This is a genomic window from Bacillus sp. D7-8, assembly GCF_052055895.1.
Lineage (GTDB): Bacteria > Bacillota > Bacilli > Bacillales > Bacillaceae > Bacillus > Bacillus velezensis.
This window is the reverse complement of sequence record NZ_CP179922.1, coordinates 2,840,344-2,853,463: the sequence shown is the minus strand read 5'-3', so window position 1 is coordinate 2,853,463 and position 13,120 is coordinate 2,840,344. Positions and strand designations below refer to the sequence as shown.

Here is a 13,120-nt window from a genome sequence, read left to right as displayed (position 1 = left end):
TGAATAGAAGAAAGCGATTTTTAAAAGAATAGACATACGTCATTTTTTCGCGCGGGGGAGCCTTATGCAGAGATATTTTCAATTGAAATCTGAAACAGGGGCCTTTCATCTATTTTCCAAGGAACACATTTTCACGCTTTTGGTCATCGGATTGCTTGGGGTGTGCGTGATCGTATTCCGGAAACAGCTCAACTACGGCCGGTCGAATCGCGTTTTCCGCTATGTACTGTTCATTCTCCTTGCCGTGTCGCAGATCAGCTATCATATATGGCTGCTTTGTCATCATGCCTGGTCGCTGAAAACAGCTCTGCCGCTGCAGCTGAGCGACCTTTCCGTCTATTTGGCGATGCTGATGGTCATGACAAAAAGCAAAAAACTGTTCGCCTTCCTCTATTTTGCCGGTTTGGGCAGCGCCGTACAGGCGATGGCAACACCTGATTTAGGGGCGTATTCTTTCCCTCATTTTCGGTACATCGTGTTTTTCGTCTCCCACGGCTGTGTTTTTCTTACCTGCCTATTCATGGCCGCTTCAGAAAGGTACAGACCGTCGGCGCGCGGACTGTGGGTGTCTGTGCTGATCGTAAATCTGTACGGGGCGTGTGTCTTTTTTATTGATCGTGTGCTGAATGCGAATTACTTATATTTAATGAAAAAACCGAAGACCGCTTCGCTTCTGAACGTTTTCGGACCTTGGCCGTGGTATCTTCTATCAATGGAAGCGGCGGTGATATTGAGCTTTTTCATTCTGTATATTCCGTTTTGGCTGCTGAGGAAAAGAGCATGAGGCCGGCCTGTTTTTGTGAATCCAATCATTTGTAATTTTTTCAACATTCCGGCATTATTTTTTTCAGATTCTGATGTTGAAAAAAGACGTTCGCGGCGATAGAATGAATGTGCTATGATAACGTGTTCGATACGGAGCCGCGGCTTGCGGTTTCCGTTTTTTCATGGGGTTTTTTATAGAGAGAGGGGGATCGGTATGCCGCGCGCTTTGAAGATATTAATCATCGGAATGTTTATCAATGTGACGGGCGCATCTTTTTTGTGGCCGCTGAATACGATCTATATTCATAATCATTTAGGGAAATCGCTGACTGTTGCGGGGATAGTTCTGATGCTGAATTCCGGTGCCAGTGTGGCGGGGAATTTATGCGGCGGATTTTTGTTTGATAAAATCGGCGGATTCAAATCCATTATGCTGGGCATTATGATCACATTGGCAAGTCTTCTCGGACTCGTTCTGTTTCATCAATGGCCCGTTTATATTTGGCTGCTCATCATTGTCGGCTTCGGTTCCGGTATCGTGTTTCCGGCCAGCTACGCCATGGCGGGAGCGGTATGGAAAGAAGGCGGGCGGAGAGCTTTTAATGCGATCTATGTAGCTCAGAACGCAGGTGTCGCCGTGGGCTCTGCACTCGGCGGGATGGTTGCGGCGTACTCGTTTACGTACGTGTTTTTAGCCAATGCTATGCTGTATGTGCTGTTTTTCCTTATCGTATTTTTCGGGTTTCGAAATATCAAAACCCAAAATGCGAGCCAGGTTTCTGTTCTGGACTACGAGCCTGTCAGCAGCAGAACGAAATTTACGGCGCTTCTCATATTGAGCGGCGGGTATGTTCTCGGGTGGATTGCCTATTCGCAGTGGTCCACAACCGTTGCGTCACATACTCAAAGCATCGGTATGCCGCTTTCATTATACAGTGTGCTCTGGACCGTAAACGGAATATTAATTGTCGCCGGACAGCCTCTCATGGGAGCTGTTCTGAAAAAATGGTCCGGTGCGTTAAAAACGCAGATGGTCATCGGCTTTTGTATTTTTATCGTCTCGTTCGGCGTGCTTCTCAGCGCCAAGCAATTTCCGATGTACCTCACCGCAATGGTGATTTTAACCGTCGGAGAAATGCTTGTCTGGCCTGCCGTGCCTACCATTGCCAATCAGCTTGCGCCTAAGGGGAAAGAAGGATTTTACCAAGGATTCGTCAACAGTGCGGCGACGGGCGGCAGAATGATCGGGCCGCTCCTTGGCGGCGTGCTGGTTGATCAGTACGGAATGAGCGTGCTGCTGTTGATCCTGATGGTGCTTCTTGTTGTCAGCATCGCAGCGACGGTGCTGTACGACAAACGCTTGAAAACCGTTAATAAACAAAACGTCCAAGTGCGATGACGACATAAAAAAAATCCCGCTGTTTCGGCGGGATTTTTTTGTTTATACGACCGGAAGCACGTTGACGGCGTCCTTAACGTTTAAATACGTCTTTAATGAAGAAAAGCTGGCATCAAGCTGATTCATTCTCATGGCGAGGGTAGGCTTGATACCGGTGATAATCAATTCCGTGCCGATTAATTTAAGCAGGTGGTGCAATTTGAAAATCCGGTCTGCGGTCTGTTCGTTTACCTCGGCCAGACCTGATAAGTCTATAATTAAGTAATCATCTTTAGATGCGGTTAATATGTCCGTCAAAGTTGTCACAATTGAATCAAATCGTTCTTCCGTTAAGTTTCCCACTAACGGCAAAGCGGAGATGCCGTTTCGGATCGGAACAATCGGTGTAGACAGCGTCGTGATTTCTGTGAGGGAATCCTCAAGGAGCTTTTCGTATTCTTTCTGCTCTGTAATGTCTTTTTGAAAACCGACAAAATAGAGCTTGTCTTCAACATAAAGAGGATCAATGTTGAGTTCATTCCAAAATGGGGTGCCGTCTTTTTTGACGTTTTTCAGCCGCACCGTGATCTTTTCTTTCTGGGTTAAGCTCTTTCTGATTTTCGCGACTTGTTGACGGTCGGTTTCTTTGCTTTGCAGAAATCTGCAGTTCTTACCTAATATCTCTTCGGAAGAGTAGCCTGTCATATCCATAAATCCCTGATTTGTATATATGATGGGATTGTCCTCAAGAGAGGGGTCTGTAATCACCACGCCGATGCGTGCGTGATCAAGCGCCTTTTTGATAAGCTCCAGCTGCTCCAGTTTTCCGAATACATTTGAGTCAGCCATGTAAAACCCCCTTTTGGCCGTAAAGCTGCGCGCTTTTTCAGCCATTGTTTCTCCCCTTTTTAAATGAATCTACAGTAACCGTAGCATAACATATGTTCTGATTCAAGCAGCCGAAGTTTGCAATTTGTCATTCGGGCTTGTCCTCATATACACTGAATATATAAGGGGAAGGCACATCATCGCTAAGTAAGTGACTAGGTCATTGTCACTGGGTGAAAAATGAATCTAATGCATCAAGCTTACCGATCATGTGTTCACATATAATGGAAGAAACAAGCTTTTTACTTTCCTGCTCAATCGCCGGTATGTAGATATCGAAAATCATCGTATTCGTAAGGGGGCTGGATGGCCTGAAGTCGCTTTACTAAATAAGGGCTTTAGGAAGGTGATGAAGATGCTGCATCAGGTAATAATTGCTTGTGTAATTGGAGGAATCATGGGGGTTCTCGGTCATGTGAAAAAGAGAGGCAGGCTGGAGAAACCTAGAATGACAAAGCGGTTTATCTATCTCGGTTTTTTGGAAGATGGTTTTATCGGAATGGCTGCTTCCATCTTACTTGTCTTATCCGCTGACCCCGATTCAGGAATTCAACTCGTCATCTTATCCATAATCGCAGGCTACGGCGGAGAAGCTGTTCTCAGGAGCTTTGATTTTGTCAGAGAACAAAACAGTGATTCGGCCGAAGCAAAACCACACCAGCAAAAAAATCCTCCATCAAAATAATATCCCCGCTCATGACCCGTTCCGGGTACATTCCCATTGTATACAAACCTGCTTGCACTTATGAACAGAATTCTATAAAATACAGGTAAGATTACGGTAGCGATAAGAACAGTGAAGAGGAGCAGTAAGAAGCAGATTTTGCAATCAGAGAGTTGACGGCCGGTGCAAGTCAATCAAGTCTGTTTCCGAACTCGCCTCAGAGTTGCAGCGGCAAAACCGCTGACGCATAACTGCGTTAAAAGTATCAAGTGAGTGCGGCTCAAAACCGCGCTAACGAGGGTGGTACCGCGGGAAATAAAAATCTCTCGTCCCTTTTTGGGATGAGGGAGTTTTTTTAGTTTTAGAATAATCTGAATATAATCTTTCTCATCCCGTCAATACTTGGACTACATACGCCGTATTCAATCAGAAGGAGGTTTTTACGTTGAGTTTTCAGCATGAAAAAATAGAAAAGAAATGGCAGAATTACTGGTTGGATCATAAAACGTTCGCCGTCAGTGAAGAGAATGACAAGCCGAAGTTTTACGCGCTTGACATGTTCCCGTATCCTTCAGGAGCCGGCCTTCATGTCGGACATCCGGAAGGCTATACGGCAACCGATATCCTTTCGCGCATGAGACGCATGCAAGGATACAATGTGCTTCATCCGATGGGATGGGACGCGTTCGGGCTTCCTGCCGAGCAATACGCGCTTGACACGGGGAATGATCCGGCCGAGTTCACAAAACAAAATATAGATAATTTCCGCCGCCAGATTCAATCGCTCGGATTTTCATATGATTGGGATCGTGAAATCAATACGACTGATCCGGACTATTACAAGTGGACGCAGTGGATCTTCACCAAGCTGTACGAAAAAGGGCTCGCTTACGTAGACGAAGTGCCGGTCAACTGGTGCCCGGCGCTCGGAACGGTGCTTGCGAACGAAGAAGTCATTGACGGCAAAAGCGAGCGGGGCGGCCATCCGGTTGAACGCCGCCCGATGAGACAATGGATGCTGAAAATCACCGCTTATGCGGACAGGCTTCTTGAAGATTTAGAAGACCTTGACTGGCCGGAAAGCATTAAAGACATGCAGCGCAACTGGATCGGACGCTCAGAAGGCGCAAACGTGCATTTCGCGATCGACGGCACTGATGACACGTTTACCGTGTTTACGACAAGACCGGACACGCTGTTCGGCGCGGCTTATGCCGTACTGGCTCCTGAGCATGAGCTTGTGGAGGCCATCACGACGCCTGAACAAAAAGAAGCGGTAGACGCTTATGTTAAAGAAGTTCAGGCGAAAAGTGACCTGGAACGGACGGATCTTGCGAAAACAAAAACGGGCGTCTTCACGGGCGCATATGCCGTAAACCCTGCAAACGGGGAAAAGCTGCCGATCTGGATAGCGGATTATGTCCTCGCCTCTTACGGAACAGGCGCTGTAATGGCCGTGCCGGCGCATGATGAACGTGATTTTGAATTCGCAAAAGTGTTCAGCCTGCCTGTCAAAGAAGTCGTAAAAGGCGGAAACACGGAAGAAGAAGCGTACACGGGGGACGGAGAGCATGTCAATTCCGGCTTTCTGAACGGACTGAAAAAAGCGGAAGCGATTGAAAAAATGATCGCCTGGCTTGAAGAAACGAAAAACGGTGAGAAAAAAGTGACATACCGTCTGCGTGATTGGCTGTTCAGCCGCCAGCGCTATTGGGGCGAGCCGATTCCGGTTATTCATTGGGAAGACGGCACGTCAACAGCCGTTCCGGCGGAAGAGCTGCCGCTGATTCTGCCGAAAACCGATGAGATCAAACCGAGCGGAACAGGTGAATCACCGCTTGCCAACATTAAAGAGTGGGTGGAAGTCACTGATCCTGAAACGGGCAAAAAAGGCAGAAGAGAAACGAACACGATGCCGCAATGGGCGGGAAGCTGCTGGTATTTCCTCCGCTTTATCGACCCGAAAAATCCGGATCAGCTCGCTTCACCTGAGAAACTGGATAAATGGCTGCCCGTTGATATTTACATCGGAGGAGCGGAGCATGCCGTGCTTCACCTTCTGTACGCGCGTTTCTGGCATAAATTCCTCTACGATATCGGTGTCGTGCCGACGAAAGAACCGTTCCAAAAGCTGTATAACCAAGGAATGATTCTCGGGGAAAATAATGAAAAAATGAGTAAATCCCGCGGAAACGTCGTCAATCCGGATGAAATTGTGGCGTCTCACGGAGCAGATACGCTCCGCCTGTACGAAATGTTTATGGGGCCGCTTGATGCATCTATCGCCTGGTCTGAATCAGGTCTTGACGGAGCGCGCCGCTTCCTTGACCGCGTATGGCGTTTGTTTATCGAGGAAAACGGCGAGCTGACGGGCAAAGTGACAGAAGGCGCAGGCGAAACTCTTGAGCGCGTCTATCATGAAACGGTCATGAAAGTGACAGAAAACTTCGAAGCCCTTCGTTTTAACACGGGCATTTCTCAGCTGATGGTCTTCATTAATGAAGCTTACAAAGCGAATGAACTGCCGAGAGAATATATCGAAGGTTTTGTGAAGCTGCTTTCTCCTATTGCGCCGCATTTGGCGGAAGAACTGTGGGAAAAACTCGGCCACGAAGGTTCGATTGCATACGAGGCTTGGCCTGCTTATGACGAATCAAAACTGGTGGACGATGAAGTGGAAATCGTCGTCCAGCTGAACGGAAAAGTAAAAGCGAAATTAATGGTTCCGGCTGATGCTGATAAAGCAGCGTTAGAACAGCTCGCACAAGCTGACGAAAAAGTAAAAGAGCAGCTTGAAGGAAAAACGATCCGAAAAATCATTGCCGTACCGGGCAAGCTTGTCAATATCGTGGCAAACTGACCGGGCGAAGCCCCTCTCCTACAGAGAGGGGCTTTTTTATCAGGCCTCTATCATAGAAATTGCACCGCGGGCTTTGGTATACTTAACACCATAAAGATGAATGGGAGTGTCACACATTGAAAATAAATGAAATCAGCACAGCCGCACTGGAAGAAAAATTAAAAGCGGGAGAAGAGCTGTATCTGATTGATGTCAGAGAAGACGAAGAAGTTGCCGAAGGAATGATTCCGGAGGCCGTTCACATCCGCATGGGGGACATCCCTGAGAAGATGGATGCGTTAGACAAGGACAAGGAATATGTATTTATCTGCCGTTCCGGAAAAAGAAGCATGAACGTTTGTATGTATTTACATGAGCAGGGCTTCCGTACGGTTAATGTTGAAGGCGGCATGCTGGAGTGGGAAGGCGAAACAAAGCCGAAGAAATAACGCTTTGAAGTGAAAGAAGAAAAGGGACGTGCGTCTTTTTCTTCTTTTTTTATAAAAAAACGGGAGGCGAATCAGGTGAAACCGATGATCCGCGCGATGAAAACAAACGATATCAAACAGGTCCGGCAAGTCGCAGAACGAAGCTGGCATCATACGTATGAAGGGATTATTCCCAGACACATTCAGGATCAGTTTCTCGAATCCGCCTATCAGGATGAGATGATGGAACGCCGGCTCTTGCATTCTCTGTTCTTTGTGGCAGAAGAAGAGGGGCGAGTGCTCGGTTTTGCAAATGCCACCCCGGTTCAAAAAGACGGAAATGCGGAGCTGACCGCCATCTATATTGACCCGGATTGCCAGGGAAGCGGGATAGGCACGGCACTCCTTAAAGAATGCATCAGGCAGTCCGGCGGGGTAAAAAAGCTTTATGTCCATGCAGAAAAAGAGAACCGCATTGCCTTATCCTTTTATCAAGCGAAAGGGTTTCAATGGGTATGTGAATTTGAAGAAGATTTTAAAGGACACACTTTACAGACGGTCAAACTGGTACTGAACATATAAAAGCGTCCGGGCCGCCCAGGACCGGAACGCGAATGATCAGTGATAAGCCGGAAGCCGGTCTTTGTGCGCTTCAAATAAGTCATCGCACAAAGATATGATGTCATTCATGGAAAGCTCGGCGCTCGTATGCGGATCAAGCATGGCCGCCTGATATACAGCTTCCTTTTTTAATGTAACGGCCGCTTCGATGGTTAAAAGCTGTGTGTTAATGTTTGTTCTGTTGAGCGCCGCGAGCTGCTCGGGAAGTTCGCCCGAATAGCACGGCATAATGTGGTTTTTGACGGCTGTGCAAGGCACTTCAACGACCGCTTTCGCCGGCAGATTCGGTATCAGCCCGGTATTCAGCACATTGCCGCCGAATGTGAACGGTTTGCCCGTCTCCATCGCTTCAATAATTCTCGAACCGTATTCTTTTGAGCGTTTATGCGTCAGGTTTTGGTTGTTGATGATGCCGTCTCTCATCGTTTCCCAATTGTTGATTTGTTCCGCGCATCTCCTCGGATATTCATCAAGCGGAATTTGGAGTTCATCTATCAGCTCAGGATACCGGCTTTTTATAAAATACGGGTGATATTCGGCATTATGCTCAGATGATTCCGTTACGTAGCAGCCGAATTTATCCATCAGCTCAAACCGCACCATGTCCTTATGTTTCGTCTTTTGTTTTTCGCGTGCCCGTCTTTTAATTTCAGGATATAAATCAATTCCGTCTTTTTTAATCTCCAAAAGCCAAGCCATATGGTTAATGCCGGCAATGCGTTCTTCCGTACCTTCGTGATCCATGCCGAGTGAGTCAAACAGATCTTTGGTACATACCTGGACGCTGTGGCACAGGCCGACCGTTTTGACATTTGTATGTCTGAGCATCGCTCCGGTCAGAGAGGCCATCGGATTTGTATAGTTTAACAGCCACGCATCCGGGCAGACCTCTTCCATGTCTTTTGCGATATCAAATAAAACGGGGATGGTGCGAAGGGAACGGAAAATGCCGCCTATTCCGACGGTATCGGCAATCGTCTGGCGGAGACCGTACCGCTTCGGGATGTCAAAGTCAATGACCGTCGCGGGTTTATAGCCTCCGACCTGAATGGCGTTTATCACATAGCCGGCGTGTTTCAGCGCCTGTTTTCGGTCATCGTAGGAGATGATGGATATACTCGTATTGTAGCGGTCTCTCATGTTTTCCAGCATGAGCTGGGATTCTTTCAGCCGTACAGCGTCAATATCATAAAGCGCGAATTCAAACCCGTTTAATGCTTCAGTCAGTAAGCAGTCCCCCAATACATTTTTTGCGAAAATCGTGCTTCCCGCTCCGATAAATGTAATTTTCTTCAACAGAAATTCCTCCCTTTTCTTCTCAGCCTTTGACCGCCCCGGAGGACAGCCCTGAGATAAAATATTTTTGAAGCGCCAAAAACAATACGACCATCGGCAGCATCGCCATGATCGCGGCTGCGGCGACTAAGTGAAGATTGTTCGCGTTTTCGCCGAAAAATCCCGCCATGGCCACGGTCAATGTCTGCACCTTTTGATCTTGTAAAAAGAAAATCGCAAATTGGTAATCGTTCCAGATAAACACACAGGACATAATGCAGACCGTTGCGGTAATCGGTTTCAACAAAGGAAACACGATTGTATAAAAAGTCCTGATCAATCCCGCGCCGTCCATCCTGGCGGCTTCCTCAAGCTCTTTCGGAATGGAAGAGCGGATAAACCCTGAATATAAGAAAACGGTCAGCGGCATATATGCAGCCGTATTAATGAGAATGGCTGCGGCATGCGTATTGATCAGCCCCGCATCAGCGACCATCTTGTATAAAGGAACCATGGAAGTCAAAGGCGGGATGATCATGATTGAAATCAAAAGGCCGAAGACGATTTTGTTCAGCTTTGTATTTCTTCTTGCGAGCGGGTATGCGGCAAGCGAACCCATGAAAATTAATAAAGCGGCGGAAACGGCTGTAATGATGATCGTGTTCAGAAAGGATTGCCCGAGAGAGGCACGTTCCCATGCTTCACGAAAATTCTGAAATGAAAAGGCGGATGGCAGCGACCATTTTGAACTGTAGTCACCTTTTGCTTTTAATGACGTGGTCAGCAAAATATAAAAGGGGACAATATGAACGCACGAGATAACGGCTGCCAACAGCGTAAAAATCCGCATTCGGGCTGTTTTCATGACATTTCCGTCTCCTTTCGCTTGAAATACACGAGAGCCGAAAAGCTGATGACAAGAATAATGACGGACATAAACACGCCTTGGGCGGCGGCATATCCCGCATCCTGCCGTTTAAAATATAAATCATACATAAACGTTGACATCGATTGAGAGGAATTGCCCGGCCCGCCTGCGGTCAGCGCGAAAATGACATCAAACAGCTTCAGCCCGCCGATGATATTGATGACCATGTTGATGGTGACAGCCGGCATCAATAAAGGCAGGGTGATGGTGAAAAACGGCTGAAGACCTCCCGCGCCATCCATTTTTGCGGCTTCGTAATAATCTTTCGGAATGCTTTGCAGCCCCGCCAAATATACAATCATCGCAATGCCTGCGTATTGATATGTGTTAATCATGACGATAATCCACGGGTTTGCCGCAGGGCTTGCCAAGGCGTTGACAGGACCGATTCCCAGTGCGCCAAGCACATCATTCAGCGCACCCCCGTCATATGAGAAAATAAAATACCAAATGTATCCCATAATCAGCGGACTGATAATGACGGGCAAGTAGACGATCGTTCTTGTGAGCGCCTTCATTTTTAAGCTCTGATTCAAAAGCAGCGCATATAAAAGTCCGAGCATATTCTGAAAAAAAGTGCTTCCGATGCCGTAAAGCAAAGTGTTTTTCACAACAAGCCACGTGTCCGGATCTGTAAAAAGCCTTTTATATTGAGTAACCCCCACCCATTGATACGTCTGTGAGAAGCCGTTCCAGTTTGTAAATGTGATAAAAGCGCCTTTGACAAACGGAAAAATCATGAAAATAAAAACCGTGGCAAGAGCGGGAACGTACATCCACCACAGTGACGCGGGTTTTAGCGGCTTTTGATGTTGAAATCCTTGGGTTTCTTTTGCAAGATCACTCATTCTTTTTCAGCTCCCCGTGAATCAGATTGAAGCCGGAGCCGCTTATATTCCCTGCCGAGTTTCGCTGAAATTTCAGCGGGGGTTAAGATATCGGCCATCAGCTCCTGCCCGGCTGTTCCCATCACATCCCACATTCCGTTCGGCAAATAAAGGCGGTCAAAATAAGGCTGCACCTTAATATGCTGATAGCGCTTATAGTCATTTGCGTAGAAAATGTCCGTTTGCACATTCACTAATCCGGCCGGAAGCGAGGTCGCTTCGGCAATTGATTTTGCGTGCTCGGGTCGGGCCATAAATGCGATAAACTGTTTCGCTTCTTCAAGCCGCGGGGAATCCTTGAATGCCGCCAGCGTGTAACGTTCGCCTCCGATCCAAACCGGCGCGTCTCCCTTGTGGACGGCCGGGGTCGGTATGATGCCGACTTTTACCTTCGGATTGATTTGAGCGACGTCTTGGCCGAGAGTGCCGCCCTGCAGCGTAAAGGCGATTTTGTTTTGCGCCATCAGTTCAATGAGCTGGGACCGTTTTGCCGTCACAGCATCTATATTGAGCAGGTTTTCCTTTTGCATCTCTTTCAGTTTGTCAGATAAATAGGTGAAGTGTGTCCAGCGGAAGGTTCCGTTTAACAGTTGTTTTTTGTAACGGTGTGCGGGATCTGTGATGAGAAGCGGTGCGGCGAATTGATCGTAATATTGGGCAAATGAGCTTTTCTCATAGCCGGCAAACCAGAAAGGGATGACTGTTCCGCCGCTTTTTTCTTTAATCTGTCTCAATGCCTTCATAAAATCATCCATTGTTTCCGGCGGTTTGATTCCGTATTTTTCCAACAATGTGCGATTGTAGGCCAGTCCGTCCTTTGCCTGATTCAGAGGGAAGGCGTATATTCTGCCTTTGGCGTCTTTGAGCATACTGTTTAAATTCGGATCGAGCCGCTTCGTCCAAGACATGCCGCTGAGGTCGGCGGTATATTCTCCGTAGCGGATTTTGGCCCAGCCGTGTGTGTCGAAAAGATCGGGCATGTCACCGGCTGCCATTCTGACCCTCATCATATTTTCGTAGTCATTGCCTGGGAAATGAACGTTTACTTGAATATCCGGATGTTCTTTTTGGAATGAATCAGCCAACTTTCTGAATACGGCGCGTTCGCTGTCTGAGGATATGGTGGAATAGACTGTCAATGTTTTCTGCTTTTCTCCGGCGCCGCTCTGTTCTGCCGAGCAGCCGGTAAGTATCATGCAAGTAAAAGAAAGAAACAAAGCCAGTAAGCGTTTCATCTTTTCCTCCTTTAAATATGATATAAACGCTGCGGGACACGTCACCTCCTTTCTTGTGAGCCGCAGCTTTGTCTGACAATCAATGAAGTGGGGAGCGTCACGGCCAGCGGGACGGTTCTGCCGTTTAAACGGTCGAGAAGCAATTTGACACCCGTCCGGCCCATCTCTTCCGTGTATACTTTTACCGTTGATAACGGCGTGCTGGCGTATTCTGCCTCATCAATTCCGTTGAAGCTGACAACCGCCGTATCGCGCGGGACTTGAAGGCCGGCTTCCTGCAAGGCTTTTAATGCGCCGACAGCCATCGAATCACTTGCGATAAAAAAGGCATCGGGGAGACTTCCGCCTTTGATGGCTTCATTCATCAGCCGGAACCCTTCGTGCATGCTGTATTCGCCGATCAGTACATGCTCCGGCTCGGCGCCGGCCATTTGTAAGAAAGCGGTCAGACGCTTATCCTCAATCGTTTTATTGCTGTTTACACCGTCTATGACGGTATGCTCCCGCTCCCGGCCGCCGATATAACCGAGCCGCTGGTAACCGAGCGACAGAAGATGTTCTATCGCCTTTTGCGCTGCGGCATAAAAATCCACGCTGACGGAATCGTAGCGGGCGGGATCGGGGGTGCCGTTAACAAATACCGCGTGCCTGAAAGCGGCGCTGATATTCGTAAGCGCCTCGTCTTGCAGGCTGCCGATGACGATGACGCCGTCCAGTTCGTGAAACATATGCTCTTGAAAAGAACCGAGATGGATAGAAGATGTGATAAAAACTTTTTGTCGAAAGCATTCTTCCTCAATGCCTTTTCGGATCGCCGAAAAATAAGGATCCTGCCGTTCTACTTCCGGTGACAGGCAGCTGACAACGCCGATCAGGGGCGCTGAATCGCTGCGGCTGCGGTTCTTCCGTCTTTTTGCCGACGGCTGATAGCCCAGCTCATCGGCGATCCTCAGAACTTTTTCTCTTGTTTCATCAGTCACAGCCAAAGAGTCATCCTTATTCAAAATTCTCGATACTGTCGCGCTGGATACAGATGCCTGTAAGGCAATATCTTTGAGACGGACCATTTCGCATCTCCTTTTTACTAAATATTTACTAAACAGAAATGACCTGGTTATTGTTAAAATGATATTATCATACGAGAGTAAGCGTTTTCAACAACTATTTTCGGTTACTTTTAGTAAAAATAAGTAAAAAAGAAAATCTGTTTTT

The 13,120-nt window shown here is 47.6% G+C and carries 12 protein-coding genes and 1 other annotated feature; of the genes, 6 read left to right on the top strand and 6 right to left on the bottom strand.

Going from position 1 to position 13,120, the window contains the following annotated elements:
* Positions 1–64: 64 nt before the first annotated feature.
* A complete protein-coding gene (locus tag ACKTRM_RS13935) occupies positions 65–784 on the top strand; it encodes a YwaF family protein (RefSeq protein WP_012118237.1) in 720 nt (239 codons plus the stop codon).
* Between the two features lie 195 nt (positions 785–979).
* Positions 980–2,164: an MDR family MFS transporter gene (locus ACKTRM_RS13930; RefSeq protein WP_012118236.1), complete on the top strand. Its 1,185-nt coding sequence runs from the start codon at positions 980–982 to the stop codon at positions 2,162–2,164.
* 42 nt (positions 2,165–2,206) lie between these two features.
* Here the strand turns inward: ACKTRM_RS13930 and ACKTRM_RS13925 are convergent, their stop codons facing one another.
* Positions 2,207–2,992: an STAS domain-containing protein gene (locus ACKTRM_RS13925; protein WP_007408808.1), complete on the bottom strand. Its 786-nt coding sequence runs from the start codon at positions 2,990–2,992 to the stop codon at positions 2,207–2,209.
* A gap of 388 nt (positions 2,993–3,380) precedes the next feature.
* On the opposite strand from ACKTRM_RS13925, the gene ACKTRM_RS13920 reads away from it, so the two are divergent.
* The 4 genes from ACKTRM_RS13920 to ACKTRM_RS13905 all read left to right on the top strand — a co-directional run bounded on the left by ACKTRM_RS13920 (position 3,381) and on the right by ACKTRM_RS13905 (position 7,544).
* The gene (locus tag ACKTRM_RS13920; protein ID WP_015418038.1) at positions 3,381–3,716 is read left to right on the top strand and encodes a DUF4257 domain-containing protein; all 336 of its coding nucleotides are present in this window, start codon (positions 3,381–3,383) and stop codon (positions 3,714–3,716) included.
* A gap of 102 nt (positions 3,717–3,818) precedes the next feature.
* Positions 3,819–4,032: a binding site (T-box leader), on the top strand.
* Between the two features lie 108 nt (positions 4,033–4,140).
* Positions 4,141–6,555 carry a leucine--tRNA ligase gene (leuS, locus tag ACKTRM_RS13915; protein ID WP_012118235.1) on the top strand — a complete coding sequence of 805 codons (2,415 nt, stop codon included), beginning with the start codon at positions 4,141–4,143 and terminating at the stop codon, positions 6,553–6,555.
* A 116-nt stretch (positions 6,556–6,671) separates the two neighbouring features.
* Complete coding sequence (locus ACKTRM_RS13910; protein ID WP_003152299.1) at positions 6,672–6,983, top strand: rhodanese-like domain-containing protein; 312 nt, start codon at positions 6,672–6,674, stop codon at positions 6,981–6,983.
* A gap of 84 nt (positions 6,984–7,067) precedes the next feature.
* A complete protein-coding gene (locus tag ACKTRM_RS13905) occupies positions 7,068–7,544 on the top strand; it encodes a GNAT family N-acetyltransferase (RefSeq protein ID WP_012118234.1) in 477 nt (158 codons plus the stop codon).
* Between the two features lie 36 nt (positions 7,545–7,580).
* Here ACKTRM_RS13905 and melA read toward each other — a convergent pair whose 3' ends face one another.
* From melA to ACKTRM_RS13880, 5 genes are read right to left on the bottom strand one after another with little or no spacing between them, the layout of a single operon-like run.
* Complete coding sequence (gene melA / locus ACKTRM_RS13900; RefSeq protein WP_012118233.1) at positions 7,581–8,879, bottom strand: alpha-galactosidase MelA; 1,299 nt, start codon at positions 8,877–8,879, stop codon at positions 7,581–7,583.
* Between the two features lie 22 nt (positions 8,880–8,901).
* Positions 8,902–9,723 (bottom strand): carbohydrate ABC transporter permease, encoded by an 822-nt coding sequence (locus ACKTRM_RS13895; protein WP_012118232.1) that lies wholly within the window; start codon positions 9,721–9,723, stop codon positions 8,902–8,904.
* Positions 9,720–10,634, bottom strand: coding sequence for a carbohydrate ABC transporter permease (locus tag ACKTRM_RS13890; protein ID WP_012118231.1), 915 nt, complete (start codon positions 10,632–10,634; stop codon positions 9,720–9,722). Before ACKTRM_RS13890 ends, ACKTRM_RS13895 begins: the two co-directional genes overlap by 4 nt.
* Positions 10,631–11,908 carry an ABC transporter substrate-binding protein gene (locus ACKTRM_RS13885; protein WP_012118230.1) on the bottom strand — a complete coding sequence of 426 codons (1,278 nt, stop codon included), beginning with the start codon at positions 11,906–11,908 and terminating at the stop codon, positions 10,631–10,633. Before ACKTRM_RS13885 ends, ACKTRM_RS13890 begins: the two co-directional genes overlap by 4 nt.
* Before the next feature lie 41 nt (positions 11,909–11,949).
* A complete protein-coding gene (locus ACKTRM_RS13880) occupies positions 11,950–12,975 on the bottom strand; it encodes a LacI family DNA-binding transcriptional regulator (RefSeq protein WP_012118229.1) in 1,026 nt (341 codons plus the stop codon).
* Between the last annotated feature and the right edge of the window lie 145 nt (positions 12,976–13,120).